Genomic DNA, 24,292 nt, shown 5'->3' with positions numbered 1-24,292 from the left:
AGGCGCCTGCGGATCACTGCTGCATTCGCTGCAAGGTCCAGGGTACAGGCGCGCCTGCATTACGCGCAGATTATGACAGGCCGCGACACCAGAACGACGAGCATTCATGCTCGACGTCGATGTTTTGGTTACCGAACAGATCACTCCTGAGGCGACTCATAGGACCGGGTTCTGTGCGCTGTCTGAAAGCGTCGTCAAAACCTGATCGAGGGATTTGGGCGCCCGACCGGACAATTGCTCCACGTGACCGGTCACGACGTCGAATACGCCTTGCGCAAAGTCTTCCTGGATACTGATCACCACGTTGACGACGTCCTCCGGCAGACTGGCCTGGTTCAGACCGGCCCGTAATTGCTCCTGACTGAGGACGACGAACGCGAACGGCTTTCCCGTCAACGCAGTCGCCGCCTCAGCCCGCTCCGCGCCAGTGACGGTTCTCGGGCCCGTCGCTGAGTAAATGGCGCCGACATGACCCTCCTGGGCCAATACGCCCGCCGCCGTTGCGGCAACATCGTCTCGCGAGACATAGGACAAACGACTTTCACCCAGGCCGGTGAGCATTCCGGTACCGGCCAGCATCCGGGCTTCCTGAGCGAACGCTTCTGGTAGCCTTCGCGACCGTCCCACCCCAGGTTGATTACGAGCTGACTGCCCTTGGCCACTCGCTCAAACCTCAGCTGGAGCTGCTTGCCGAGTGGGCGCGGGTCAATCAGGCGACTATCGAACAAGCACGCATCACCTTCGACCAGCGGAGCTGACTGGCCTCTCGATGACGACCGCTGTCCTCAACCGGCAAGACGCGTGGAGAGAAAGTCCAGCAACGTCTTGAGGGCGTTCGGCATACGCTGGCGTGACAGGTAAACGGCATGGATGCCGATGGGTTTGATGCGATATTCAGGAAACAGTCGAATCAGGCGCCCCTCCTTGATGGCCTGCTCGGAAGCGAAATGCGGGAGCATCGACACACCTGTTCCGCTCAGCGCAGCACGCACGATGATCGACGCCTCGTTAGTGCTGAAGCTGCCAGTGACCGGCACCGAGACGTTCTCACCGTCAACGATGAAATGCCAAAGGCTACGTCCGTAATACGCGTAGGTCAGGCAGTTGTGGACGGCCAGGTCTCTCACGTCGCCCGGTACGCCATGGCGCTGGAGATAGGCCGGGCTGGCACAGATGAACGAATCCACCTCGCCGAGCTTCTTCGCGATCACCCCCGGATCAAGGTTGTCAGTCACCCTGATCGCCAGGTCAATGCCCTCTTGCGCAAGATTGGTCATGCCATCGGCAATCTGCAAGTCGATGGCGACAGCCGGGTACAGCTGGAGAAACTCCATCAGCAGATCCGTCAGGCAATACTCGGCAAAAATCGACGGTGCAGTGACCCTGAGCAGTCCCTTGGGCGCACTCTCGGCTTGCGACCCCAGCACCTTGACGTCGGTCGATAGCGCCACCAGTTCCTTGCAAAGGGGCAGCAGTTGTTCGCCCGCGGCGGTCAGGCTGAGTTTGCGTGTGGTCCTGTGCAGCAGCCGTATCTCGGCCCATTCCTCCATCAACCCGATGTAACGCGTGGCCATCGCCCTGGACATCCCCAGGTGCGTGGCGGCCGCCGAAATGCTTCCCCTGGCGACGGTCTCAAGAAAGACTTTTGCCGCAGTCAACCGGTCCATATGCGCGCTCTGTGCAACAAAGCGTCAACTATAGCCCTGCATATCTTCATCCGCTAAGCGAATACGGTAGCAACCAACTGATTCCGTCTATTCCTGAACCGGAGAATTTTGCATGTCCGACGCCAACGGCAAGACCCTGCGTTTGCTGTTTCCACAATGGCAAGGTGGCAACAACCCGCCCTATCACTTCGGCGCCCAGCTTCTGTCCTGGCTGGCGCCTGAACACCTCGGCCCGGTCGAAGAGGTTCCTGTGAATCTCCCTGACGGCTCAACACTTGCGCCGGAAGGCGGGATCATCGGCCGAAGCGCGTTGCTGCGCCAGTTGTACGCTGCGCGTGCGCTGATCGACAAGCATCAACCGGATCGCCTTGTTGTTCTGGGCGGCGACTGCCTGGTGGACCTGGCGCCGTTTGCCTACCTGAACGAGCGTTATGACGCAGACCTGGCCATTCTCTGGGTGGATGCTCACCCGGACATTCTGACGCCCAACGACTTTCAGCACGCCCACGCGATGGTGCTAGGCAACCTATTGGGCGAAGGAGACCCTGATTTCCTGAAAGCCGTGAAGCGTCCAATCAAACCCGCCAATGTGATGTACGCAGGCCTGCAAGCAACGATGGACGTTGAAACCGCAATGATCGCCAGGCTGGGCCTGTCGAGTGCAAGTCCTGGCGAACTGGCGTGTTCCAGCGAGCCCGTCTTGCAATGGCTTAAATCGACAGGAGCGAAGCATCTGGCGATCCACTTCGACCTGGACGTGCTGGACCCGACGCTGTTTCGTTCATTACTGTTCGCCAACCCTGACGTTCCTGCCAGCACATGGGACGGCATCGCTCAGGGAAAAATGACCACGGCGCAGGTTGTTCGCCTCCTCGGGGATGTGGCAAACGTCATCGATGTGGTCGGAATCGGTATTGCCGAACACCTGCCGTGGGACGCGTTGGCACTAAAAAACATGCTGACCAAACTGCCGCTGATTGGCCAGCCAGAAACGCAACTTAGCGTTTCACCGGCGCATCGAAGCTGACCGCTGACAGGCATTGACCGGTGGTATCCGTCCGCGCCAGGGCTGGGCGCGCTCCAGCTGCGCGGCGAGTGCAAACAAGGTGCTTTCCTCACCAAAACGACCGGCAAAATGCGCCCCCATCGGCAGGCCTGCCGCGCTCCAGTAAAGCGGCACCGACATTGCCGGTTGCCCACTGGCGTTGAACAGTGCGGTGAATGGCGAATAGCTGTGAAACCGCTCAATCAGCTCATCGAGGCTCAAGCGATCGTCTTGCAGGTCCAGCTCACCGATCGGTGCCGGCTCACGCGCCAGGGTCGGCGTGAGGATCAGGTCGTAATCCTGCATGAACACCGCCAATTGCCGACCCAAGGCATGAATCCCCTCCACCGCCCCGGCGTACTGCGCACCGCTGACATCGCCTTTGCTGCGCAAAATGATGCGGGTACGGGCTTCAAGCTCCTCAGGCTGTACCGCGAAACCGCGCATCTGTCCCAGGACGTCGAGATAGTGGCGAGTACTTGCACCGATGATGGTGAAGACCTGGTCGAGAAACGCCGGCATCGCGACGGGCAAGCTGACCGGTTCAACGGGGTGCCCCAAGGATTGGCACAAGCGGGCGGCCTGGCGCACCGCTTCCAGACTTTCGCGGGAGGTCGGCCAAGGCTCGAGTTGCTCAACCAGCGCGATACGCAGAGGCCGGGGGTCACGCTGCAGTGCCGTGACATAAGGCTGCACCTGCTGCGGCGCGGCGTACGGCGCACCCAGGTCGATCCCGGCGGTGGCATCCAATAGCGCGGCGCTGTCGCGTACCGACAGGGTAATGGCATGGGGGGTGCCCATCCCGGCCCAGCCTTCGCCGACCATCGGCCCGGATGGCAACAGCCCACGGCTGGGCTTGAGACCAAACACGCCACAGCAGGAGGCTGGCACACGCAAGGAGCCGCCGCCATCGTTGCCATGGGCAAACGGCACCACGCGTGCCGCCACCAAGGCTGCCGCGCCGCCGCTGGACCCACCGGCACTGTGGTCGACATTCCAGGGGTTGCGGGTGGCGCCAAAGCGGTTGGACTCGGTGGAGTACGACGTACCGAACTCGGGTGACGTACTGGTGCCGAGAATCACGCAACCGGCCCGGCGGATACGGTTCACGTGTTCGGCGTCAAAGTCTGCGCGAAAGCCTCCCAGCGCGTGCGAGCCATTGGTCATCGCCGCGCCGTTGACCGGTGAAAACAGGTCCTTGATCAAGGTCGGCACCCCGGCAAACACCCCGCGACCGGGGCGCGATGCGAGGGCGGCCTCGCGGGCGGATTCGTACAGCCGCTCGGCGACCGCGTTGAGATGCGGTTCGACCAGTTCAATGCGATCAATCACCGCCTCCAACAGCTCGCCCGGTTGCACCTCACCGCGCCTGATCCACTCGGCCAGGCCGGTGGCGTCTTCACTGTCCAGCAGGTTCTGGATGTCCATCTTCATTTCCTCTCTTACGAATGACTTGAGCCGAGTGTCTGGGTCAGTGCTTTGCGCCGTGCCTGCAGGCCTGCCAGCGCCCATGCCAGGGCCGAGGCAAAACTGGCGAATGCCAGCCATTGGATGGCGTGACGCAGATCACCCGAGTAAACGCTGAGCACGGCCACCACCAGCGGGCTGACAAATTGGCCGAAGTACAAAAACGCGGTGAACCCGCCGAGGCCGCGCCCTCGGTTTTTGGCGTTAAGGGCATTCATCACCGGCGCCATCGCATTGGGCACCAGCAGTCCCGCGCCCACGCCGTGAATCAGCACCGCTACCAGCACCGCGTTGTAGCTTTGCCCTCGCATCAGCAGCCATAACCCCAGGCCCAGCAGGCTCAGCAACAGCGCATTGCACCCAGCGATGCCGACACGGCGGCGCAGCAGCGGCCAGGCCAACGAACCGACCAAGGTCGCCAGCAGCGCCAGGCCCGCCGACAGCCCGATCATCGTGCTCGACGTCACCCCAAGGCTCACCAGCAGAATCGGCGCCTGGATCGGCACGACAAAACTCAGGACCATGCCGCTGAGGATCAGCAGGTAACCGACCACCAAGGGCAGCATCGCCACCCTGCCCTGCTCAGGCGTCTCGACCAACCGCCGGGTGGCCGCAGGCTCCCACAGCACCTTGATCATCACCGGTACCAACAGCAGCGGCAGCAGGTACAACAGGAAGGGCAGGCGCCAGGAGTGCTCGCCCAACGCCCCGCCCACCACGAAGAACAACGAGCCCACCAGGCCGATAGTCACCACCTGCCGATTGATGTACCGCAGCCGCTCTTCGCCGTGCCAATAGTCGGCAATCAGCGTGGCGCAGCAGGTCATCACCGCCGCCTCCGCCGCGCCGAACAACAGGCGTACGCCGACGATGGCCGGCAAGTTATCCAGCAGTGCCGGGATGGCCCCGAGCACGGCATACAACAGCGTGGCGATCACCAGCAAGGCCTTGCGCCCGACCCGGTCGGCCAACCAGCCGGCCAGGGGCGCGCACAGTGCAATCGCCAGGGCCGGCCCGGTGACCGCCAAGGGCACCAGGAGGTCGGCGCGGGGCTCCAGCGGGCCGAACTCGGCCCCCAGCTTGGGCAGGATCGGCGCCACCATGACGGAGCCCATGATGGTCAGGCTGCTGCCCAGCATCAGCACCAGCCCTTCACGTCGCCCGGTGGCTTGCCGTGGAGATAAGGAATCGGAATGTGACGAGTTCATGCGCAGCCCCCTAGAAACTTTGCGAAATACGCAGCGCCACGGTGTAACCCTCGGCACGGTTGCGGGCATCGGTTTCCTTGTAGGCATGCAGCCACACGGGAGGCAGACCGGGCTTGAAGTAACTCACTGCCGGCCCGATGGCCAGCACCCGCGCACGGTTGCCCGATTGCAGCCCGGGCGCATCGTCATCGGTGAACTGGCGGTAGTAGTAACCCCCCAGGCCCAAGGTCCACGGCCCCACGTGCTGACCCACGGCAAACTCGTGCCGGTACTCGACACCGTTCTTGTAGTCGGTCGCGGGGTTGCGGGTATTGACGTCGACCTCAACGCTTGAGGAAACCTCAAAGCCGCCGTCGGTGATGTAGGTCGCGTTGACGATTGGCGAAAACGTCCAATGGTTGAGCCCCGGCGAAATCAACCGATTCTTGTCGTAGTCACCGGTGGGCGCCTGGATCTGCAACTGCGTGTTGATGAACAGATTCGGCGACAGGTTCCACTGCAGGATCACCGGCAGCAATTGCACGTCCGCCATGCGAAACGGATCAGCCTCCAGATTCAGCGGCCCGACCGGCGTCGGCACCTTGACGGAGGCGTCCATCTTGAAAAACGGTACCACCGTGCCGAACCCGTATTGGGCGCCCAGCACGGTGTAATCCGTCATGCGCATGTAGGCGACGCCAATGGACAACACATCCAGTGAGAAGTGGTTGTCAACTGAGCGGCCGTGACGGTCCTTCTGCACGTTGGCGGAGTAAAACGCCGTTCGCAGCCCCAGCGTCCCGAACGGTGTGGCTGGCGGCATCATGCCCGCGCCAAAATCGTACACACCAACAGCGGTCGTCGGCGCACCGTTCTCGGTGCCGTGCACGCTGGCGCAGCAACCCAGCAGCCCCAGGGTAAACAGCGTCGTCCGTGCGACGCGTGCATTATTGTTATCAATCATCGAATGCCCCTCCCATCAAGTGGTGTGGGCCATCCTAGTAAGCGCCAGCGTATGCCGGTTATCCGTTTTCAGCAGAGTTGAGTGCGACGCAGGGTCTGTGATGGGCTTTCGCCAAACATGGTGCGGTAATCGCTCGAGAACCGACTCAAATGCCAGAACCCCCAACGCGCCGCCACTTCTTGTACGCCATGGGATTGGGTGCGGGTTCGCAGTTCGCGGCGCACCGCATTGAGGCGCAGCGCACGCAGATAGGCCACCGGGTTGATGCCCAGGGTTTCCTGGAAACAGTATTGAAGTTTGCGCCGGCTGGCGCCGATGTGGTTGCACAGGTCGAGGATCGACAGCGGTTCGTCGAGGTGGCTCAACGCATATTCGCGCGCCCGGTCGACCATCCTTTTGCGCGCCGTCGGGTTAAGGGGCGGCGCCTGGTCCGGCGCGATCAACTCCAGCACGTGCAGCATCACCGCATCCCGTATGCCGCGCCGGATCGAGTCATGCCCCAGCACGGCATCACGGCCCTGGTCGCAACCCGCCAGCGCATCGAACAACCCTGCGAGTTCACGTTGCACAGATGAATCGCCCAAGCGGTAACACTTGGGAAGATCGGTAATTCGAAACTCACTGCCCTGACGCTCCAGGACGTGTGCCAGTGCGTGTTCTTCAATGGCCACACTGAGCAAATCCAAGTGCTGTGGCGTGTGCAGCTCGGGAAGGTTTTCACCGTGGGCCACCAACAGGCTGGGCGCATGGATCGGGTGACCCGAGCAATACACCGGGCCGTCGGCACTCAAGGGAAGGCTGAAGGTGATTGCGCCTTTCCAGGCTGCACCACTCTTGATCATGGCCTGATTAGAGCGGTCGCGCACCAGTTGCATCCAGCCCGAACGGAACTCCACCAGCTCACCTTCAAAGGCGCCCGGCGATAACTGATCGTAGCGAACCTGCCAGCCACCCATATTGCGCGCGTGTTCATCGATGTCGCTGGTCAGAAAACGCTGGAGGGGTAACGCCGGTGGAAGCACCACCGAGGCCGCAGGCATCCGCACATTATTATTGTTCATCGACCCAACCTTTTTCAGTTCCAAGGCTTACAGGTCAGATCGCACGCAAGTTCCATTCCGGACCTGGGGCGGGTCGTGTATTTGTGCCGAAATTGGATAGTGAAGATTGGCCAGCGCAATGCCCTCGCCGGGCAAACACGTTCACCTATTAACTAAAAGATCGTGCATTCAAGGCTTGATATTTTTCAGCTCGTTCAGCAATCCCAGAAGTTGCTCCATTTTCTCGGCGCCAAACTGTTCTTCGATTTTCTGGTAGTTGCTTTCCATGCCTGCGCTCATGGAGACGAAGCATTGCTGGCCGCGCTCGGTGAGGCCCACGAACACCCGGCGCTGATCCTGGCTGGACTTCTGCCGCCGCACCAGGCCGTCACGCTCCAGGCGCGTCAACACACCGGTCATGCTCGGCTTAAGGATGCAGGCCTGCAAAGCCAGTTGATGGCTTTCGAGTTCACCCAGCTCGCGCAGGATCCGAATGACCCGCCACTGCTGTTCAGTCAGTTCATGCTTGTTCAGGGCCGGGCGGAAGAAGGCCATTGCGGCCTCACGGGCTTGCAGCAGGGTCAGGGTCAGCGAAGGTCTTGGGTTGGCCATAAACGGCACCACTTGAATGGGCGAGTCGGCAGCTTAGTGTCGCCGGCCAGCGGCTGCAAGCGGCGTGGGCGCGGTGAAAAGTACAAGCGGTTCTGTGTAAAAGCCATTCTGTCGCGCCACTGCGATGCGCATGATGATCCGCACACGATCAACAAGACCAAGGTGCGAAGCCGCCATGCCTGGCTCAACGCAACCCCGATTGGCGCTGGCGGTACTCCCCCGGCGTGAGCTGCGCGTAACGCTGGAAAAACCGGCTGAAATAGGCCGGGTCCTTGAACCCCAACTGGTAGCAGATTTCGTTGGCCGAGCTGCCCGTAAACAGCAGCAGGCGCTTGGCCTCTTGCATCAGGCGTTCGAGGATCAGGCGCTTGGACGGCAGGTCGGCGATGCGGCGGCACACGTCATTAAGCCGTGCCTCGGTCACCCCGATGCCTTGGGCGTAACGCGACAACGGCCAGTGCTGCTGGTAGTGCGCTTCGATCAGCTCATTGAAACGGTGGAAGATTTTCAAGTCCTCGTGGCGGGCAGGCGTGGCTTTCAGCGAATGGGAACACAGCCGCAACAGGCTGATCATGATCAACCGCGTCAGGCTGTCCAGGGCCGCACTGCGCCCCGACCGCTGGGCTTTCATCTCGTCGCTCAGCGACTCAAACAGAACGTCCAACCGGCGGATATCGCCTGCGTATTGCGGCCCCAACTGCGCCAGGGCCACACACGCGGCGGGCAATTGCGCCCCCGTCGGCGCCAGGCTGGCGTCGGCTTCGATCAGTTGCCACACCAATTGCTGACGCACCGTCAGCACGTGCCCGTCGCTGTCCGGCTCGGTCACGAAGGAATGCGCGACCGTGGGTGGCGTGAGGAAGAACATCGGTCCCGATTCGACGTACTGCTGGTCGTCCAGGTACACGCGCACGGTGCCGCTTTTCACGTAGTGAACCTGGAAAAACCGGTCGTGCCGATGCACCGGCATGTTACGGCCGAAAAAATCCGCCAGGTTGGCCAACTGGTCGTAATGCACTTCGGCATCGCTGTAGCGCTGGTCGTAGACCTGGCCAATGTTGATGTTCGGAATGGGTTGACGGTCGCTCATCGCACGCTACTCGTTTTTAGTGTGATTGCCGCCGTGCAGCGGCTCTCATCCTGCACCGATTCGGTCGGCACAACCACCGAAGAAACAGTCTGTCACGCTTGACGATAGTTAACATCTTAATTATAACGGTTAACACATTAACTAAATCCAGGGCCTCCATGGACCCTGCCAGGAGAATGCATGAGCCGCGCCTTGCATGACGTCGCGACGGGCACCCTTTTCGGTGTCGCGCTGAACTACCAGGGGTTGCTCAAGCAGCACCTCGCCGAATTCGAAGCGCCGCCGTATCAGAAGCCGCCGGTCAAACCGGTGCTGTTCATCAAGACGCCCAACACGCGTAACCAAAACGGTGGCGATGTCGTGCACCCTGGCCAGGGCGAACGCCTGCAGCCTGGGCCGGCATTGGCGGTGGTGATGCGCAAGGACGCCAGCCGCGTCAGAGCAGCCGACGCCCTCGACTACGTGGCCGGCTTTACCCTCGTCAACGAGTTCAGCCTGCCGGAAGACAGCTACTACCGCCCCGCCGTCAAAGCCAAATGCCGCGATGGTTTCTGCGCCATCGGGCCGGAGCTGGTGCCGACCGCACAGCTGGATGACCTGCACAGCCTGGCGATCACGCTGTACGTCAACGGCGAGATCCGCCAGCAAAACACCACGGCCAACTTCGTCCGCACCATTCCATTGCTGATCGCCGAGATCAGCGAGTTCATGACCCTGCATGCGGGCGACGTGCTGATCACCGGCACTCCCGAAGGCCGGGTGGATGTGCAGCCTGGCGATACCGTGGAGGTCGAGATCAGTGGCCTGGGCCGCCTGGTCAATCACATCAAGGCAGAGGAGCTCTCATGAAACACGCCCGTATTCGCTTTGAAGGTGAAGTCCATTCGGTACAGGTCGAAGCTGAAAACGCCGTACGCCTGGCTGACGGCCGCCTGCTGGCCGAAGACCAGGTGCAATGGTTGCCGCCGGCCACCGGCAACATGTTCGCCCTGGGCCTGAACTACGCCGACCACGCCGCCGAACTGGCCTTCACGCCGCCGACCGAACCACTGGCCTTCATCAAATCCGTGGGGACGTACACCGGCCACAACCAAGAGACCTGGCGCCCGGATAACGTCGCCTACATGCACTACGAGTGCGAGCTGGTGGCCGTCATCGGCAAGCCGGCGCGCAACGTCAAGCGCGAAGACGCGCTGGATTACTTGGCGGGTTACACCGTGTGCAACGACTACGCCATTCGCGACTACCTGGAAAATTACTACCGCCCCAACCTGCGCGTGAAAAACCGCGACGCCACCACACCTGTCGGCCCGTGGATCGTCGATGTAGCCGATGTACCGGACCCAGGCAACCTGACACTGCGCACCTGGATCAACGGTGAACTGCGCCAGGAAGGCAGCACCCAGGACATGATTTTCGACATTCCCTACCTGATCGAATACCTGTCCAGCTTCATGACCTTGCAGCCCGGCGACATGATCGCCACCGGCACGCCCGAAGGCCTGGCAGACGTGGTGCCCGGTGATGAAGTGATTGTGGAAGTCGAAGGCGTGGGCCGCCTGGTTAACCGAATTGTCAGCGAAACGGCGTTCTTCAACGCCCGTAAAGAGGCTTGAGCAGCATGATCAAACATTGGATCAACGGCCGTGAGGTCGACAGCAAAGACGTGTTCGTGAACTACAACCCGGCCACCGGTGAAGCCATCGGTGAAGTGGCCAGCGGCGGTGCCGAGGAAGTCGCGCAAGCCGTGGCGGCCGCCAAGGAAGCCTTCCCCAAGTGGGCAGGCACACCGGCCAAGGAACGTGCACGTTTGATGCGCAAGCTCGGTGAACTGATCGAACAGAACGTGCCGCACCTGGCCGAGCTGGAAACCCTCGACACCGGCCTGCCGATTCACCAGACCAAAAACGTGTTGATTCCACGGGCGTCGCACAACTTCGATTTTTTCGCTGAAGTCTGCACGCGCATGGACGGTCACAGCTACCCGGTCGATGACCAGATGCTCAACTACACGCTCTACCAACCGGTGGGTGTCTGCGCGCTGGTGTCGCCCTGGAACGTGCCGTTCATGACCGCCACCTGGAAGACTGCACCGTGCCTGGCGCTGGGCAATACCGCCGTGCTGAAGATGTCCGAGCTGTCACCGCTGACCGCCAACGAGCTGGGCCGGCTGGCCGTCGAAGCCGGCATTCCCAACGGCGTGTTGAACGTGATCCAGGGCTACGGCGCGACCGCCGGTGACGCCTTGGTGCGTCACCCCGATGTGCGCGCGATTTCCTTTACCGGCGGCACCGCCACCGGCAAGAAAATCATGCAGACCGCCGGCCTGAAAAAATACTCCATGGAACTGGGCGGCAAGTCGCCAGTGCTGATCTTCGAGGACGCCGACCTGGAACGCGCCCTCGACGCTGCGCTGTTCACCATCTTCTCGCTCAACGGCGAACGCTGCACCGCCGGGAGCCGGATCTTCATCCAAGAAAGCGTGTACCCACAGTTCGTCGCCGAGTTTGCCGCTCGCGCCAAACGCCTGATCGTCGGCGACCCGCAAGACCCGAAAACTCAGGTCGGCTCGATGATTACCCAGGCCCATTACGACAAGGTCACAGGTTACATCAAGATTGGTCTCGAAGAAGGCGCTACCCTGCTCGCCGGTGGCTTGGAGCGCCCGGCCAATCTGGCGGCGCACTTGAGCAAAGGCCAGTTTATCCAGCCAACGGTGTTTGCTGACGTGAACAACACCATGCGTATTGCCCAGGAAGAAATCTTCGGCCCGGTGGTGTGCCTGATTCCGTTCAAGGATGAAGCCGAAGCCCTGCAACTGGCCAACGCCACCGAGTATGGCCTTGCGTCCTATATCTGGACCCAGGACATCGGCAAGGCACATCGTCTGGCCTATGGCATCGAGGCGGGCATGGTGTTTATCAACAGCCAGAACGTGCGCGATCTGCGCCAGCCGTTCGGCGGTGTGAAAGGCTCAGGCACGGGTCGTGAAGGTGGCCAGTACAGTTTCGAAGTGTTCGCCGAAATCAAAAACGTGTGCATCTCGATGGGCAGCCATCACATTCCACGCTGGGGCGTCTGAGCGACACCAGAAGCCCCTAAGACAACAACAATAATTTCAGGAGAATCATCATGGGCGAAGTCGTCCTGGCGGCGAAAATCTGCCACGTACCCTCGATGTATTTGTCGGAGCTTCCCGGTAAACACCATGGTTGCCGTGAAGCGGCGATTGCCGGTCACAAAGAGATCGGCCGTCGCGCCCGCGAGCTGGGGGCCGATACCGCCGTGGTGTTCGACGTGCACTGGCTGGTCAACAGCGCCTACCACGTCAACAGCGGCGAGCACTTCAAAGGCATCTACACCAGCAATGAACTGCCGCACTTCATCAAGAACATGGAATACGAGTACCCAGGTTGCCCCGAACTGGGTGAGCTGATCGCGGCCGAAGCCAACGCCGCCGACGTACGCACGCTGGCCCACAATATCCCGAGCCTGGAGCTGGAATACGGCACCTTGGTGCCGATGCGCTACATGCACATGGGCGTACCCGACGAGCAAAGATTCAACGTGGTGTCGGTGGCCGCCTGGTGCGCCTGGCATCGCCTGCAAGACAGCTTCACCTTCGGCGCCGCTGTGCGCCGGGCCATCGAGAAAAGCGACCGCAAAGTCGTGGTGCTGGCCTCGGGTTCGCTGTCGCACCGTTTCTCCGACGACCGCAATGCTGAAGCCAATATCCATAACTGGACCCGCGAATTCGACAAGCAGGTCGACCTGCATGTGGTGGAACTGTGGCGCCAGGGCCGCTGGAAAGAGTTCTGCGCCATGCTGCCGGACTACGCCGAGCATTGCTTCGGCGAAGGCAAGATGCATGACACCGCCATGCTCCTGGGGTTGCTCGGCGGACCGGACTACGACAAGCCGGCCGAGATCATCACGCAACCCTTCGGCAGCTCGGGCACCGGCCAGATCAACGCCATTTTCCCTGTTTGAGCGCATGGCCGCCCGGTATCCCCGTGCGGCCACAAGGAGCCCCTCATGCCCCACTTTATCGTTGAGTACACCGACAACATCGAACAGCAAGCCGACCTGCCTGGCCTGTTCGAAACAGTCCACGCCACCCTGGGCGACAGCGGCGTGTTTCCCCTGGGTGGCATCCGCAGCCGTGGCGTGCGCCTCGACACCTGGCGCATGGCCGATGGCAAGCACGACTACGCCTTCGTGCACATGACGTTGAAGGTCGGCCATGGTCGCGACCTGGCAACCCGCCAGAAGGTCGCCGAACAACTCTTCGCGGTGATCACCCAGCACTTCGCCGCGCTGCAGGACCAGCGGCTGCTGGCGTTGTCGTTTGAAATGATCGAGCTGCACGAGCAGCTCAACTTCAAGCAAAACAACGTGCACGCCTTCCTCAAGGCGCAGGTGGGCTGACACACCCACCCGCTCGTTCCATCGGCCTCTCAGACAAAAAGTATAAAACCATGAGCTCAGCCAATACCGCCGACACCCTCGGCACCGACGTCCGTGACCAAACCCACAGCACCGTGACCTGGCGGCTGATGCCGCTGCTGCTGATCTGCTACCTCTTTGCCCACCTCGACCGCATCAACATCGGCTTCGCCAAGATGCAGATGAGCGCCGACCTCAACTTCAGCGACACCGTCTACGGCTTCGGCGCCGGCCTGTTCTTCGTGGCCTACGCGCTGTTTGGCGTGCCCAGCAACATGGCCTTGGACCGCGTGGGCCCCCGGCGCTGGATTGCCACGTTGATGGTGGTGTGGGGGGCGTTGTCGACGTGCATGTTCCTGATCGACAGCGCCATGGGCTTCTATGTGCTGCGCTTTTTGCTCGGTGTGGCCGAGGCCGGTTTCTTCCCAGGCATCCTGGTATTTTTGAACCGTTGGTACCCGGCCGGTCGGCGCGCGCAAGTCACCGCCCTGTTTGCCATCGCCGTGCCGATGGCCGGGGTGATTGGCGGGCCGCTCTCCGGCGGCATCCTTGAACACTTTCATGACCTGGGCGGTTTGCGCGGCTGGCAATGGATGTTTGTCATTGAAGGCGCCCCCGTGATTCTGCTTGGGCTGGTGGTGCTCAAGTGTCTGCCGGACAGCTTCGAAACGGTGAAGTGGCTGACGCCCGTGCAAAAGCAACAACTGCGCGAGCAGTTGCACCAGGAAGAACACCGCAAATCCATCACCTCGTTCTCGGCCATTCTCCGTAACCCACAAGTGTGGCTGCTGGTGGCGGTGTATTTCGCGGTAATGCTGGCGGTCAACACGCTGGCGTTCTGGATGCCGACACTGATCCATGGCGCCGGCATCGGCAGTGACGGCCAGGTAGGGCTGCTCAGTGCGGTGCCCTACCTGGCCGGTTGTTTCTTCATGCTCGGCTGCGGACGATCGTCCGACCGCCACCGCGAACGCCGCTGGCACCTGTGCGTGCCCTTGCTGATGTCGGCGGCCGGTATTGCCATCGCCGGGCTCGCCCCCGCCAACCCGGCCCTGGTGCTGGGCGGCCTGATTATCGCCGGCATGGGTGCCAGCGCGGCGTTGCCGATGTTCTGGCAGTTGCCGCCGGCGTTCCTGTCCAACCACACCCAAGCCGCCGGCATCGCTTTGATCAGTTCCTTCGGCAGCATCGCCTCGTTCTTTGCGCCGTACTTGATCGGCTGGATGCGCGACACCACCCAGAGCGCCAGCCTGGCGCTTTACGTGCTGGCGCTGCTCATTGCACTCGGTGGCTTGCTGGTGCTGCGCACCCAGGCGGCCATCGTCAACCCTCAGTAAGAGTACCCTTGCCATGCTTGATCAACACCTCATTCAGCAAGCCGCCGCCCGCCTCGACCAGGCTGAACGCTCACGCGAGCAGGTGCGTCAGTTTTCCCTGGATCACCCAGAAATCACTATCGAAGACGCCTATGCCATTCAACGCGCCTGGGTAGCGCAGAAAATCAAGGATGGGCGCAAGCTGGTCGGGCATAAAATCGGCCTGACCTCCCGCGCCATGCAGGTTTCGTCCAACATCACCGAGCCGGATTACGGCGCGCTGCTCGACGACATGTTCTTCGATGAAGGCACCGACATCCCGTTCGAACGCTTTATCGTGCCGCGCGTCGAGGTGGAGCTGGCGTTCATCCTCGGAAAACCGCTCAAAGGCCCGAACGTGACGGTGTTTGATGTACTGGACGCCACCGAATGGGTGATCCCGGCGCTGGAGATCATCGACGCGCGCATCCAGCAAGTCGACCCGCACACCAAGGCGACCCGCAAGGTGTTCGACACCATCTCCGACAACGCCGCCAACGCCGGCGTGGTCATGGGCGGGCGTGCCGTGCGCCCCACCGAGATCGACCTGCGCAAGGTGCCCGCCGTGCTCTACCGCAATGGCGTGATCGAGGAATCCGGCGTCTCGGCCGCCGTGCTCAATCACCCGGCCAAAGGCGTGGCCTGGCTGGCGAACAAACTGGCGGCCTATGACGTGACCCTGCAACCCGGGCAAATCATCCTGGGCGGCTCTTTCACCCGCCCTGTCGCGGCCAACCCAGGCGATACCTTCCATGTCGATTACGACATGCTGGGCTCCATCGCCTGCCGATTCGTCTAACCGGAGATCGTTCGATGGATATGCCTGTCAACACCTTCAAACAGCGCCTGCGCAGCGGTGAAACCCAGATCGGCCTGTGGCTGGGCTTGTCCGATGCCTACTGCGCCGAGCTGGCCGCCAACGCCGGGTTCGACTGGCTGCTGATCGACGGCGAACATGCGCCCAACGACCTGCGCGGCATGCTCGGCCAGCTCCAGGCCGTGGCGCCCTACCCCAGCCATCCGGTGATTCGCCCGGTCGTCGGCGACACCGCTCTGATCAAGCAAGTGCTGGATATCGGCGTGCAAACACTGCTGGTGCCCATGGTGGAAAACGCAGAGCAAGCGCGGCAACTGGTGAATGCCATCCACTACCCGCCCAACGGGGTTCGGGGCGTCGGCAGCGCACTGGCCAGGGCATCGCGCTGGAACAGCATTCCCGGTTACCTCGACCACGCCGATGAGCAGATATGCCTGCTGGTACAGATCGAAAGCCGCGAAGGCCTGGCCAACCTCGACGCGATTGCCGCCGCGGAGGGGGTCGACGGCGTGTTTATCGGGCCGGCGGACCTGAGCGCCTCGATGGGCCATCGCGGCAACCCGGCTCATCCGCAGGTGCAGACGGCAATCGAAGACGCCATTGCGCGCATCCGCAGCGCCGGCAAAGCCGCCGGTATTCTCAGCGCCGACCCGACACTGGCTCGGCGCTACATCGAACTGGGAGCGGCGTTTGTCGCGGTGGGCGTGGACACCACAGTGCTGATGCGCGGGCTACAAACCCTGGCGGCGACGTTCAAGGGTTCATCGGCACCCACCAGCACCGCCGGCGCTATCTACTGACGGTGCAGGCGCCGGCTTTTGATCTGCTTGTGATCCAGCTTTTGATCTTGATCTCAGGCGCCCCGTCAAACACGCTGGCCGAACGCAGGCTTGAATCCGTGGGTAACCCGGCAGGACGCCGGGTTAGCCGCCCCGCGCCATGGATGGCGCGTGGCGGCGGCCCACGGATTCAAGCCGGAGTGAGGGCACACCGAGCCTGAGCGAGGTGCCGAGTGTTGGGGTAAGAGCCTTTTGGTTACTTTGGGGCTTTTCCAAAGTGACCCGCCGTAAGGGCGGAACCAATAACCGCCCTCACCCAAATAACGGATATGTACCCGATATGATCCAACATCCAGGTCGGCTGCCAGGCCGCCATCGGGAGCAAGCCCCCTCCCACATTTGGATCGGTTTACACCCACGCTTAACTAGCGCTTGAGGCCTTTAAGCTCGTTGAGCAATACCAGCAAAGTCTGCAGCTTCTCTTCGCCAAAGTCCGCCTGCAAACGCTGGTAATTGGCCTCCATGCTCTGGCTCATCGAATCGAAACACGCTTGCCCCTTCTCGGCCAGCCGCACCAGCACACGCCGTTGATCCTGTTGCGCCTTGCGCCGCTCAACCATGCCCGCCGCTTCCATGCGCACCAGCACACCGGTCATGCTCGGCTTGAGGATGCACGCCAGCTCGGCCAGGCGATTGATCTCAAGCTCCTCGTGCTGGCTCAAGATACGAATGACCCGCCACTGCTGCTCGGTCAGTCCGTGTTGATTGAGCGAAGGCCGGAAAAACCCCATGGCGGCTTCACGCGCCTGGAGCAAAGTAAGGGTCAAGGATTGGCGCGGTTTGGACATAAAGGGAGACGTCGTAATTAGTTAACAGATTAACAACACTCTAACACCGGCCGCCGATTGGCGTGTGCCGCTTTGCTGCCCGGCCGGATTCATCGTTGACATTGGCAGCCACGATCAAGGCCGGCGGCACACAGAATCAAGACACCTACCGCTCGGAAGGCACTTAATACACCCCAACAGGCACAGAGCTGTTTGTCGGCTCTGCAGCGAGATCCCTTCACTTTTCCAGGCTGCGCCATGATCAATATCGAAACGCCTACCTACTATTCGGCAACCAGGAAATACAACCTCAGCTTTCCCACGCTCGAGCAGGACGTGGAAGCCGATGTGGTCGTGATTGGCGGCGGTTTCTCGGGCATCAATACCGCACTGGAACTTGCGGAAAAAGGCATCACTAACATCGTGGTACTCGAGGCGCGCTACCTGGGCTTCGGCGGTACGGGCCGCAACGGCGGGCAGATCATGGCGGGGATCGGCCATGACCTGGAAAAAATCAAGAACCAGGTGGGCGACGAGGGCCTGCGCCAGATCTTTGAAATCAGCGAGCTGGGCGCCGGCATCATCAAGGACCGTATCGCCAAATACGCAATCGATGCCGACTTCTGCCACGGCTATGGCTACATGGGCTTCAATGCCCGCCAGGAAAAAACCCTGCGCGCCTGGGAGAAGGACTTCCAGTCGATCAACACCAAGGACGAAATCCGTTTTATGGCCGGGTCCGAGGTCAAGCAGATCATCGGCTCCGACGCGTACACCAGCGCGTTGCTGCACATGGGCGGCGGGCACGTGCACTCGCTGAACCTGCTGCTGGGCGAAGCCAAGGCGCTGGCCGGTCACGGCGTGCGCATCTTCGAGCACAGCCCCGCCCTGGAGGTCAGCTACGGCGAGCGCATCACCGTGCGCACCGGCCGAGGGTCAGTCAAAGCCGCCAAGCTGCTGTGGGCCTGCGACAGTTTCCTCAACAAACTGGAACCTGAACTGCACAAAACCACCGTCAACACCTACGCCTTCCAGCTGATGACCGAACCGCTGTCGGACGAGATGATCCACCGCATCAGCCCGATCCGCGGTGCCTACAGCGATATTCGGCCGGTCATCGACTACTACCGCGTCACCAACGAGAACCGTCTGCTGTTCGGTGCCGCCACGCCGTTTGTCGAGCACATCCCGCTGGACCTCAAAGCCTGGAACCGCAACCTGATGCTGAAGATTTTCCCGTACCTGAAGGACGTCAAAATCGACCTGGCGTGGGGCGGGCCGATGGCGACCGGGGCCAACCTGTTCCCGCAGATCGGCACGCTGAGCGGGCGCCCCAACGCCTTCTACGTGCAGGGTTACGCGGGTTTTGGGGTTACGCCCAGCCACATCATCTGCAAGGTCTTGGCCGAAGGCATGAGCGAAGGCTCTTCGCGCTACGACCTGATCAGCTCGGTCAAGCATGCACAGATCCTCGGCAAGGATCATATCCGCCCACTGCTGCTCACGGCCGGCAAAAGCCTTCACCAACTCTCGGGCTATTTCAACGGTCGCCGTTAAGCCCCGCTGTTTCATTCACAGGAGAACTGCCATGCCCGTTACGACCCTGAAAAAAGATACCCAATTGTCGGACCTCGATGCCTGGGGCACCGTTGCCGACCTGGGCTCCGAGATCCTCGAAGGTGAAGTCAACGCCTTTGGCAAAATGACCTTCGGCGCACCGACCGACCCCGTCAGCAGCGCCTACTTCGGCACCACCCAAGGCAAATTCCGGATGGTCTACCCGTTCGCCGAGCAAGCCACGGTGGTCACCGGCGAAGTGCTGTTGACCGACGAAAGCACCGGCCAGACCACCCGCTACAAGGCCGGCGACAGCTGGTTCGTGACCAAGGGCACGCCGGTATTGTGGGAGGTGGTGAGCGAGAGTTTTGTGAAGCATTATTTCGCGGTAGTCTGATCGCTTTCGCCTGCTGGCTTCGGCCAGCAGCGTTTCCCCCGGCGCAGGTGACTGACCATGCACACCCTCCCCGCTCAGGAAGTTGCCAGCCATTGCCTGCAGGCTTTTACCCAGCTCGTCCCCGTCAGCCAGGCGGCGTTCTATTGTGTCGACCGCCAACTGCAAGCGTGCGACTTCCGGCTGCACGGCATGAGCCGTGAAATGCACCGCGACTATCTGGACAACTACCGCCAATTCGACCCGTTGCAACCGCGCAATTGCCTGTCCAGCGGGTTGACGGTGGTGCCCCTGGGTTTCGCCATGGCACGCCAGCCGCCGCGTGACAGCCACCGTTACCGGGACTTCCTGCAGCGTTACGGCGTGGTCGATGTGGTGGAGATCGTCGCCCATCGCGCCGACCAGCCGCAGGCGGCCATCTCCTTGCTGCGCACCGCCGAACAAGGGGTGTTTACCGCCAACCAATTGACTCAGCTCAACGCGTTGCAGGCGTTGCTGCAGATGGCCGTGGCCAATATGCAGCCCTGCGACGATGCGCTGGCCGGGCTTACGCCCAAAGAGCGCCAGATCGCCTGGTTATTGCGTCAAGGTGCAAGCAACAAGCAATTGGCACTGGAGCTGGGCGTCGGCCTGCCGACCATCAAGACCCACCTGATCCACCTGTTTCGCAAGACGGGCGTGAGCAGCCGCACCGAGCTGGTCGCCGCGCTGTTTCTTTAAGCCACCTCAACCCTTCGGTTGATAGGCGAGCCTCCTCACCCGCCGCATGATCCGGGATGTCCATTCCATCAACCGGAGCCATGCCATGACCACCCAATCCGACTGGATCACCGTAGGTGCCCTCGCCGACGGTTTCGCGCCCGACGCGTTTATCCTGCCCAACCTTGCCGACCTCAACGGCAAGACCTTCCACCTGCACTTCGCCAACGGCTGGCAGATCGAGCATCGCTTTGACACCGAGGCGTTGCACTGGCACGCCGCCGACGGTCACTCCAGCGGGTCGGCCGCATACCGCGCCACCTCGGTACGCCCGGGCCTGTACTTGGTCGACTTCATCAAGCGCGAGGCCGGTCAGGCCTGGTCAATCAGCCTGGTGCTGGACACCATCACGTCGTCCTTTACCGCCGTGATCGGCCGCATGCCCAAGCGCGAACAAACCGAGGAAGGCCTTTACAGCCGTGCCCTGGCCGGCAAGGCCCTGACCTCGGTGGACGTGGACTTCCTGCATGGCAGCCTGGACCAACCCTGGCAGCCCGGCCAATGCCCCCACGCGCCCACTCAGGAACTGACCGGCTTGCGCAACCTGTATCGCTACAGCCCCAGCGAAGTCTACGAACACATCTACCTGAACGATCAGTTCTATGCCTGGCAATGCCTCAAGGGTGTGGAGCAAGGCTTGTGCGACACCGACCGCTGTCACTACTACAAGATTGCCGATCAGTTGTACCTGTTCGTCTGGCGCGAAAAGATCATCCCCACCCTCGGCCTGGTCCTGATCGACCTGCAACAGCACCGCAGCGACGGCAAGATCTTCGGCTATGCCGGCGCGGCCTTCGATGAGCTGTCGAACTTTCCGGTCAGCTCCTACTGCCAAGTGCTCAACCGCACGGAGTATCCCGATGCCTGATCCACGTACCGTTGTGATCACCGGGGCCGGCCCGGGCATCGGTGCCGCCTGCGCCCGGCTCTACGCCGCCGAGGGCGCCAACCTGGTGCTGATCGGCCGGCGCCGCGAGCCTCTGGAGCAGGTGGCCGGGGACACCGGCGGCCTGGTCCTGGTCGGCGACGCAGCCTGTCCGGACAGCTGGGAAGGCTTCGTCGCACAGATCCGTGAGCGCTACGGCCGCCTCGATGTGCTGCTGGCCTGCGCCGGTGGGCATGGTGTGGGCAGCGCCACCCAGACCAGCCCCCCCACCTGGGAGGCGGCCTTACGCAGCAACCTGGACAGTGCGTTCTACAGCGCCCGCGCCTGCCTGCCGCTGCTGATCGAATGCGCCGGCACTATCGTGTTGCTCGGCTCCATCGCCTCCCTGGCCGCCGGTCCCGAAGTGTGCGGCTACACCACCGCCAAGCACGCGTTGCTCGGGCTTAATCGCTCCCTGGCGCGGGATTACGGCCCACGCGGCGTGCGCGTGAACGCGGTGTGCCCAGGCTGGGTCACTACGCCGATGGCCGACGAAGAAATGCAACCGCTGATGAGCTTTTATGGGGACACACTGCCGCAAGCCTATGCCCGCGTATGCGCCGACGTACCGTTACGACGCCCCGCCAGCGCCGAAGAAATCGCCAAGGTCTGCCGCTTCTTGGCCAGCCGCGATGCCTCGATCATCACCGGGGCCAGCGTGGTCGCCGACGGCGGTTCGAGCATCGTCGATGTGCCGACACTGGCCTATGCCTATATGGAGCGCGCACATGCCTGACGACTTGAATTTCAGCGGCAAAACCGTGCTGGTCACTGGTGGCGCGCAGGGCATCGGCCGGGCCATCGTCGAGGCGTTTGCTGTGCGCGGCGCGCGTGTGATGATTGCCGACCTTCAGCTGGCGCAAGCCCAGGCGCTGGCCGACGACCTGACGGCGCGAGCGTGCCAGGTCGCGGCCATTGAGGTTGACCTGGCCGATGCGGCAGCGGTACTCGAATGGGTGAAGGGAATCGAACGCAGCTGGGGCCGCCTGGATATCCTGGTGCACAACGCCGGCTACTTTCCGTTGACGCCATTCGCACAGATCACCCCGGCCATTCTTGAGCGCACGTTGGCGGTCAACCTCTCGGCCCTGTTCTGGTTGACCCAGGCCGCCTTGCCCATGTTTCAACGCCAGGGCGGCGGCTGTGTGCTGGTCACGTCGTCGGTCACCGGATCACGGGTAGCCTACCCAGGGCTCAGCCACTACGCGGCGTCAAAGGCCGGGGTGAACGGTTTTATCCGCAATGCGGCGCTGGAGCTGGCCGCCTACCAGGTGCGCGTCAACGGCGTGGAGCCCGGGATGATTGCCACGCCGGCCATGGATAACCTGGGCGACAACCAGGTCAATGCCGACATCGCCACCCGCGTGCCCCTGGGACGGCTCGGTGCTCCGGAAGATATTGCCGGGGCCATGTTGTTCCTGGCGTCCGACCTGGCGGCCTACATCACCGGGCAGACCATCGTGGTAGATGGCGGGTCGACTTTGCCTGAGGTGAAGTGACCTCTATCGGGCTGTAAACCGGATCAAAGGTGGGAGGAGGCTTGCCCTAATGCCAGTCAGTTAAGGGCAAACACTGTACCTGTGGCGAGGAAGCTTGCTCCCGTTGGACTGCGCAGCAGTCCCGGTTTTTTCGAGCAAAGAGCTGGGGCCGCTTCGCGGCCCAACGGGAGCAAGCACACTCCCACATTTTGATCGCGGTGTATCCGCTGAAGAACTGTCCCCCCATTAGAGCATCGACAGTGAATCACTCAACACCCGCGACAAGGCCGCAAGCCGTTTGACGTAACCCTGGGGCGTCGAGTAGATCAGCTCCACATGCAGGCTGTCGACGATACCCAGGTAGGCGTCGCAAAACACCTCAAGCGCCTCGGGTTGCACTGTGCTGTACCGACCTTGCGCTGCACGCTGAAAGTCATCGCGAATGCGCGCCAGGTAACCCTCGAATCCTGCGGTGATGACGCCGCGAATGTCCGTCGGCGGAAAGTACGCCGTGCGCAACAGGAAGCGCAGGTGCGCCGACCCTTCATAACGCCCGCTCAACCGTTCAAGGTGCAACTGCCCCGGCACGCCGGTGTGTCCGGCTTCCTCCTTGAAGCATTGCGCGATGTACGAGTGCTCATGGGCCAAGGCAATCTCGAAGACCTTCTGAAACAGCGCATCCTTGCTGACAAAGTGCGCATACAGCGACGCCTTGCGCATGCCGGCCCTCTCTGCGATTGCGCTCAGCGAGGAGGCGTCGTAGCCGTGATCGGCAAAGTGTTCGACCGCCACGGTACAAATGTTATGGGCCGACAGGGTGAGCGGTTTCATTGATCGATGCGAACCTACGCCGCCCCGACCGTTTGCTGCAGGTGCGTAGACCGAAAGTCCTTGGGCGACAGGTCGAATTGCTTCTTGAACGAGCGGCTGAAGTGCGCGGAATCGGTGAAGCCCCATTTGTAGGCGATCGAGGTGATCGACTCACGCTTGAGGAAGGGGTTGGTCAGATCATCCGCGCTGCGTTTGAGCCGGGCACGCTGGATGTAGCGGCAGACGCTGTCGTCCTGCTCTTCAAACAAACGGTACAAATGCCGCACCGAGATGTTCAAACGATTGGCCAGGCCCACCGGGCTCAAGCCGGGCTGGGTCAGCGATTCGTCGATGACTTTCTGTACGTAGCTGCGCAGGTTACTGCCCTGCAACGACGCCGCGCAGTCGCCCGGCGCGTCGTGCAATTCAAAGGCTGACCCGAGCAAGGAGACAAACGCCGCTTGCAGTGCCTCGGCCTCTTCAATCGAGTCCTGCCCCTCCAGGCCTTCTCGGCACAGTTGGTCCATCAACACATGGAGCATGCGGCCGCAGGCTTTGGTCGAAGAGATCTTGCCGAAGGTTTTCGGTGCACCACCCAGTTGCTTGCACACTTCATGGCGTGAGAGTGCCAAGGACGCATGTTCGATAAGGCCGAACGGGCTGATCTCGATCGAGCCCGTGGAGTCCATCAGCAACATATCGCCGGGGGCCAACTGGATGACCTGGTCGTTCTGGGTGATCTGGCAATAGCCGCTGCGCTGACTGACGAGGAAACAATGTTGGTCCATATCGTGATCGGCGTTGGGTCGCTCGCGCTTGATCAGCCCGGCATTGGTCCGCAGGTTGGCCAGTGACAGGCCGCCCCGGGAGTGCTTGGACACTTCACCGATGAACAGCGAACGGTTGAAGGCCAGTTCCGTGTCGAAATGGCCGCAGGCCGCTCGCAGGTCCCGAGTCCAGGTTTCCAACCCATAGTGCGCAGACTGATAAGTGCTCATGGCATCTCCACAATGGCTTCTTGTTTTTGTTGGCCAATAGTTAACATGTTATCTATATGGGCGCAACAAGTCCGT

General features: G+C 61.8%; 27 protein-coding genes. 16 read left to right on the top strand and 11 right to left on the bottom strand.

The window, feature by feature from the left end:
- Nucleotides 1-156 precede the first annotated feature (156 nt).
- Entirely contained in the window at nt 157-579 is a 423-nt protein-coding gene (locus QCBJ_RS20030) for a hypothetical protein (RefSeq protein ID WP_102061431.1), read from the bottom strand.
- 23 nt (nt 580-602) lie between these two features.
- Here QCBJ_RS20030 and QCBJ_RS20025 point away from each other — a divergent pair, with 23 nt between their 5' ends.
- Nucleotides 603-758: a helix-turn-helix domain-containing protein gene (locus tag QCBJ_RS20025; protein WP_102061451.1), complete on the top strand. Its 156-nt coding sequence runs from the start codon at nt 603-605 to the stop codon at nt 756-758.
- A gap of 27 nt (nt 759-785) precedes the next feature.
- Here QCBJ_RS20025 and QCBJ_RS20020 read toward each other — a convergent pair whose 3' ends face one another.
- On the bottom strand, nt 786-1,667 hold the full coding sequence (locus tag QCBJ_RS20020) for a LysR family transcriptional regulator (RefSeq protein WP_102061430.1): 882 nt from the start codon (nt 1,665-1,667) through the stop codon (nt 786-788).
- A 112-nt stretch (nt 1,668-1,779) separates the two neighbouring features.
- Here QCBJ_RS20020 and QCBJ_RS20015 point away from each other — a divergent pair, with 112 nt between their 5' ends.
- Nucleotides 1,780-2,694, top strand: a complete 915-nt coding sequence (locus QCBJ_RS20015) for an arginase family protein (RefSeq protein ID WP_102061429.1) — start codon at nt 1,780-1,782, stop codon at nt 2,692-2,694.
- Here QCBJ_RS20015 and QCBJ_RS20010 read toward each other — a convergent pair.
- The 6 genes from QCBJ_RS20010 to hpaA all read right to left on the bottom strand — a co-directional run bounded on the left by QCBJ_RS20010 (nt 2,674) and on the right by hpaA (nt 9,072).
- Entirely contained in the window at nt 2,674-4,140 is a 1,467-nt protein-coding gene (locus tag QCBJ_RS20010; protein WP_102061450.1) for an amidase, read from the bottom strand. The genes QCBJ_RS20015 and QCBJ_RS20010 overlap by 21 nt on opposite strands.
- A gap of 14 nt (nt 4,141-4,154) precedes the next feature.
- Complete coding sequence (locus QCBJ_RS20005) at nt 4,155-5,387, bottom strand: MFS transporter (protein ID WP_102061428.1); 1,233 nt, start codon at nt 5,385-5,387, stop codon at nt 4,155-4,157.
- Nucleotides 5,388-5,397: 10 nt separating this feature from the next.
- On the bottom strand, nt 5,398-6,330 hold the full coding sequence (locus QCBJ_RS20000; protein WP_102061427.1) for a transporter: 933 nt from the start codon (nt 6,328-6,330) through the stop codon (nt 5,398-5,400).
- 68 nt (nt 6,331-6,398) lie between these two features.
- The gene (locus QCBJ_RS19995; protein ID WP_012724428.1) at nt 6,399-7,391 is read right to left on the bottom strand and encodes a helix-turn-helix domain-containing protein; all 993 of its coding nucleotides are present in this window, start codon (nt 7,389-7,391) and stop codon (nt 6,399-6,401) included.
- Between the two features lie 168 nt (nt 7,392-7,559).
- Complete coding sequence (gene hpaR / locus QCBJ_RS19990) at nt 7,560-7,982, bottom strand: homoprotocatechuate degradation operon regulator HpaR (RefSeq protein ID WP_046036095.1); 423 nt, start codon at nt 7,980-7,982, stop codon at nt 7,560-7,562.
- A gap of 184 nt (nt 7,983-8,166) precedes the next feature.
- Nucleotides 8,167-9,072, bottom strand: a complete 906-nt coding sequence (gene hpaA, locus QCBJ_RS19985; RefSeq protein ID WP_046036096.1) for a 4-hydroxyphenylacetate catabolism regulatory protein HpaA — start codon at nt 9,070-9,072, stop codon at nt 8,167-8,169.
- A gap of 180 nt (nt 9,073-9,252) precedes the next feature.
- Between hpaA and QCBJ_RS19980 the strand changes: the two genes are divergently transcribed.
- The 8 genes from QCBJ_RS19980 to hpaI are packed head-to-tail and all read left to right on the top strand — an operon-like array spanning nt 9,253 to nt 16,490.
- Entirely contained in the window at nt 9,253-9,921 is a 669-nt protein-coding gene (locus tag QCBJ_RS19980) for a fumarylacetoacetate hydrolase family protein (RefSeq protein WP_102061426.1), read from the top strand.
- Nucleotides 9,918-10,688, top strand: a complete 771-nt coding sequence (locus QCBJ_RS19975) for a fumarylacetoacetate hydrolase family protein (RefSeq protein WP_012724432.1) — start codon at nt 9,918-9,920, stop codon at nt 10,686-10,688. Before QCBJ_RS19980 ends, QCBJ_RS19975 begins: the two co-directional genes overlap by 4 nt.
- A 5-nt stretch (nt 10,689-10,693) precedes the next feature.
- Nucleotides 10,694-12,154, top strand: coding sequence for a 5-carboxymethyl-2-hydroxymuconate semialdehyde dehydrogenase (gene hpaE, locus QCBJ_RS19970; protein WP_012724433.1), 1,461 nt, complete (start codon nt 10,694-10,696; stop codon nt 12,152-12,154).
- 50 nt (nt 12,155-12,204) lie between these two features.
- Complete coding sequence (gene hpaD / locus QCBJ_RS19965; RefSeq protein ID WP_012724434.1) at nt 12,205-13,062, top strand: 3,4-dihydroxyphenylacetate 2,3-dioxygenase; 858 nt, start codon at nt 12,205-12,207, stop codon at nt 13,060-13,062.
- A gap of 45 nt (nt 13,063-13,107) precedes the next feature.
- On the top strand, nt 13,108-13,500 hold the full coding sequence (locus QCBJ_RS19960; RefSeq protein ID WP_012724435.1) for a 5-carboxymethyl-2-hydroxymuconate Delta-isomerase: 393 nt from the start codon (nt 13,108-13,110) through the stop codon (nt 13,498-13,500).
- 50 nt (nt 13,501-13,550) lie between these two features.
- Nucleotides 13,551-14,855 carry an MFS transporter gene (locus tag QCBJ_RS19955; RefSeq protein ID WP_102061425.1) on the top strand — a complete coding sequence of 435 codons (1,305 nt, stop codon included), beginning with the start codon at nt 13,551-13,553 and terminating at the stop codon, nt 14,853-14,855.
- A 13-nt stretch (nt 14,856-14,868) separates the two neighbouring features.
- On the top strand, nt 14,869-15,672 hold the full coding sequence (hpaH, locus tag QCBJ_RS19950) for a 2-oxo-hept-4-ene-1,7-dioate hydratase (RefSeq protein ID WP_064053537.1): 804 nt from the start codon (nt 14,869-14,871) through the stop codon (nt 15,670-15,672).
- A 14-nt stretch (nt 15,673-15,686) separates the two neighbouring features.
- Nucleotides 15,687-16,490, top strand: a complete 804-nt coding sequence (gene hpaI, locus QCBJ_RS19945) for a 4-hydroxy-2-oxoheptanedioate aldolase (protein WP_102061424.1) — start codon at nt 15,687-15,689, stop codon at nt 16,488-16,490.
- A gap of 404 nt (nt 16,491-16,894) precedes the next feature.
- Here the strand turns inward: hpaI and hpaR (QCBJ_RS19940) are convergent, their stop codons facing one another.
- A complete protein-coding gene (gene hpaR / locus QCBJ_RS19940; RefSeq protein ID WP_012724439.1) occupies nt 16,895-17,317 on the bottom strand; it encodes a homoprotocatechuate degradation operon regulator HpaR in 423 nt (140 codons plus the stop codon).
- Between the two features lie 237 nt (nt 17,318-17,554).
- Between hpaR (QCBJ_RS19940) and QCBJ_RS19935 the strand changes: the two genes are divergently transcribed.
- The 6 genes from QCBJ_RS19935 to QCBJ_RS19910 all read left to right on the top strand — a co-directional run bounded on the left by QCBJ_RS19935 (nt 17,555) and on the right by QCBJ_RS19910 (nt 22,430).
- Nucleotides 17,555-18,853 (top strand): FAD-binding oxidoreductase, encoded by a 1,299-nt coding sequence (locus QCBJ_RS19935; protein ID WP_102061423.1) that lies wholly within the window; start codon nt 17,555-17,557, stop codon nt 18,851-18,853.
- Nucleotides 18,854-18,884: 31 nt separating this feature from the next.
- On the top strand, nt 18,885-19,250 hold the full coding sequence (locus QCBJ_RS19930) for a cupin domain-containing protein (protein ID WP_012724441.1): 366 nt from the start codon (nt 18,885-18,887) through the stop codon (nt 19,248-19,250).
- A gap of 57 nt (nt 19,251-19,307) precedes the next feature.
- The gene (locus tag QCBJ_RS19925) at nt 19,308-19,967 is read left to right on the top strand and encodes a LuxR C-terminal-related transcriptional regulator (RefSeq protein ID WP_102061422.1); all 660 of its coding nucleotides are present in this window, start codon (nt 19,308-19,310) and stop codon (nt 19,965-19,967) included.
- An 85-nt stretch (nt 19,968-20,052) separates the two neighbouring features.
- A complete protein-coding gene (locus tag QCBJ_RS19920; RefSeq protein ID WP_102061421.1) occupies nt 20,053-20,874 on the top strand; it encodes a molybdenum cofactor biosynthesis F family protein in 822 nt (273 codons plus the stop codon).
- Nucleotides 20,867-21,667: an SDR family NAD(P)-dependent oxidoreductase gene (locus QCBJ_RS19915; RefSeq protein ID WP_102061420.1), complete on the top strand. Its 801-nt coding sequence runs from the start codon at nt 20,867-20,869 to the stop codon at nt 21,665-21,667. The genes QCBJ_RS19920 and QCBJ_RS19915 overlap by 8 nt, the downstream gene beginning before the upstream one ends.
- A complete protein-coding gene (locus QCBJ_RS19910; protein ID WP_102061419.1) occupies nt 21,660-22,430 on the top strand; it encodes an SDR family oxidoreductase in 771 nt (256 codons plus the stop codon). The genes QCBJ_RS19915 and QCBJ_RS19910 overlap by 8 nt, the downstream gene beginning before the upstream one ends.
- Nucleotides 22,431-22,655: 225 nt before the next feature.
- Here QCBJ_RS19910 and QCBJ_RS19905 read toward each other — a convergent pair whose 3' ends face one another.
- Nucleotides 22,656-23,240 carry a TetR/AcrR family transcriptional regulator gene (locus QCBJ_RS19905; RefSeq protein ID WP_046036107.1) on the bottom strand — a complete coding sequence of 195 codons (585 nt, stop codon included), beginning with the start codon at nt 23,238-23,240 and terminating at the stop codon, nt 22,656-22,658.
- A 14-nt stretch (nt 23,241-23,254) separates the two neighbouring features.
- Nucleotides 23,255-24,217 carry a transcriptional regulator FeaR gene (gene feaR / locus QCBJ_RS19900; RefSeq protein WP_012724447.1) on the bottom strand — a complete coding sequence of 321 codons (963 nt, stop codon included), beginning with the start codon at nt 24,215-24,217 and terminating at the stop codon, nt 23,255-23,257.
- Nucleotides 24,218-24,292: the final 75 nt, after the last annotated feature.

This window comes from Pseudomonas sp. QC2 (assembly GCF_002859085.1).
GTDB classification, from domain to species: domain Bacteria; phylum Pseudomonadota; class Gammaproteobacteria; order Pseudomonadales; family Pseudomonadaceae; genus Aquipseudomonas; species Aquipseudomonas petroselini.
The sequence above is the reverse complement of the archived record's forward strand: the minus strand, read 5'-3'. Positions and strand labels throughout refer to the sequence as shown.

What these genes read in the sequence shown, in the direction of transcription:
- QCBJ_RS20030 (WP_102061431.1), bottom strand. Translation starts at nt 579, where the DNA reads ATGCTGGCCGGTACCGGAATGCTCACCGGCCTGGGTGAAAGTCGTTTG.
- QCBJ_RS20020 (WP_102061430.1), bottom strand. Translation starts at nt 1,667, where the DNA reads ATGGACCGGTTGACTGCGGCAAAAGTCTTTCTTGAGACCGTCGCCAGG.
- QCBJ_RS20015 (WP_102061429.1), top strand. Translation starts at nt 1,780, where the DNA reads ATGTCCGACGCCAACGGCAAGACCCTGCGTTTGCTGTTTCCACAATGG.
- QCBJ_RS20010 (WP_102061450.1), bottom strand. Translation starts at nt 4,140, where the DNA reads ATGGACATCCAGAACCTGCTGGACAGTGAAGACGCCACCGGCCTGGCC.
- QCBJ_RS20005 (WP_102061428.1), bottom strand. Translation starts at nt 5,387, where the DNA reads ATGAACTCGTCACATTCCGATTCCTTATCTCCACGGCAAGCCACCGGG.
- QCBJ_RS20000 (WP_102061427.1), bottom strand. Translation starts at nt 6,330, where the DNA reads ATGATTGATAACAATAATGCACGCGTCGCACGGACGACGCTGTTTACC.
- QCBJ_RS19995 (WP_012724428.1), bottom strand. Translation starts at nt 7,391, where the DNA reads ATGAACAATAATAATGTGCGGATGCCTGCGGCCTCGGTGGTGCTTCCA.
- hpaR (WP_046036095.1), bottom strand. Translation starts at nt 7,982, where the DNA reads ATGGCCAACCCAAGACCTTCGCTGACCCTGACCCTGCTGCAAGCCCGT.
- hpaA (WP_046036096.1), bottom strand. Translation starts at nt 9,072, where the DNA reads ATGAGCGACCGTCAACCCATTCCGAACATCAACATTGGCCAGGTCTAC.
- QCBJ_RS19980 (WP_102061426.1), top strand. Translation starts at nt 9,253, where the DNA reads ATGAGCCGCGCCTTGCATGACGTCGCGACGGGCACCCTTTTCGGTGTC.
- QCBJ_RS19975 (WP_012724432.1), top strand. Translation starts at nt 9,918, where the DNA reads ATGAAACACGCCCGTATTCGCTTTGAAGGTGAAGTCCATTCGGTACAG.
- hpaE (WP_012724433.1), top strand. Translation starts at nt 10,694, where the DNA reads ATGATCAAACATTGGATCAACGGCCGTGAGGTCGACAGCAAAGACGTG.
- hpaD (WP_012724434.1), top strand. Translation starts at nt 12,205, where the DNA reads ATGGGCGAAGTCGTCCTGGCGGCGAAAATCTGCCACGTACCCTCGATG.
- QCBJ_RS19960 (WP_012724435.1), top strand. Translation starts at nt 13,108, where the DNA reads ATGCCCCACTTTATCGTTGAGTACACCGACAACATCGAACAGCAAGCC.
- QCBJ_RS19955 (WP_102061425.1), top strand. Translation starts at nt 13,551, where the DNA reads ATGAGCTCAGCCAATACCGCCGACACCCTCGGCACCGACGTCCGTGAC.
- hpaH (WP_064053537.1), top strand. Translation starts at nt 14,869, where the DNA reads ATGCTTGATCAACACCTCATTCAGCAAGCCGCCGCCCGCCTCGACCAG.
- hpaI (WP_102061424.1), top strand. Translation starts at nt 15,687, where the DNA reads ATGGATATGCCTGTCAACACCTTCAAACAGCGCCTGCGCAGCGGTGAA.
- hpaR (WP_012724439.1), bottom strand. Translation starts at nt 17,317, where the DNA reads ATGTCCAAACCGCGCCAATCCTTGACCCTTACTTTGCTCCAGGCGCGT.
- QCBJ_RS19935 (WP_102061423.1), top strand. Translation starts at nt 17,555, where the DNA reads ATGATCAATATCGAAACGCCTACCTACTATTCGGCAACCAGGAAATAC.
- QCBJ_RS19930 (WP_012724441.1), top strand. Translation starts at nt 18,885, where the DNA reads ATGCCCGTTACGACCCTGAAAAAAGATACCCAATTGTCGGACCTCGAT.
- QCBJ_RS19925 (WP_102061422.1), top strand. Translation starts at nt 19,308, where the DNA reads ATGCACACCCTCCCCGCTCAGGAAGTTGCCAGCCATTGCCTGCAGGCT.
- QCBJ_RS19920 (WP_102061421.1), top strand. Translation starts at nt 20,053, where the DNA reads ATGACCACCCAATCCGACTGGATCACCGTAGGTGCCCTCGCCGACGGT.
- QCBJ_RS19915 (WP_102061420.1), top strand. Translation starts at nt 20,867, where the DNA reads ATGCCTGATCCACGTACCGTTGTGATCACCGGGGCCGGCCCGGGCATC.
- QCBJ_RS19910 (WP_102061419.1), top strand. Translation starts at nt 21,660, where the DNA reads ATGCCTGACGACTTGAATTTCAGCGGCAAAACCGTGCTGGTCACTGGT.
- QCBJ_RS19905 (WP_046036107.1), bottom strand. Translation starts at nt 23,240, where the DNA reads ATGAAACCGCTCACCCTGTCGGCCCATAACATTTGTACCGTGGCGGTC.
- feaR (WP_012724447.1), bottom strand. Translation starts at nt 24,217, where the DNA reads ATGAGCACTTATCAGTCTGCGCACTATGGGTTGGAAACCTGGACTCGG.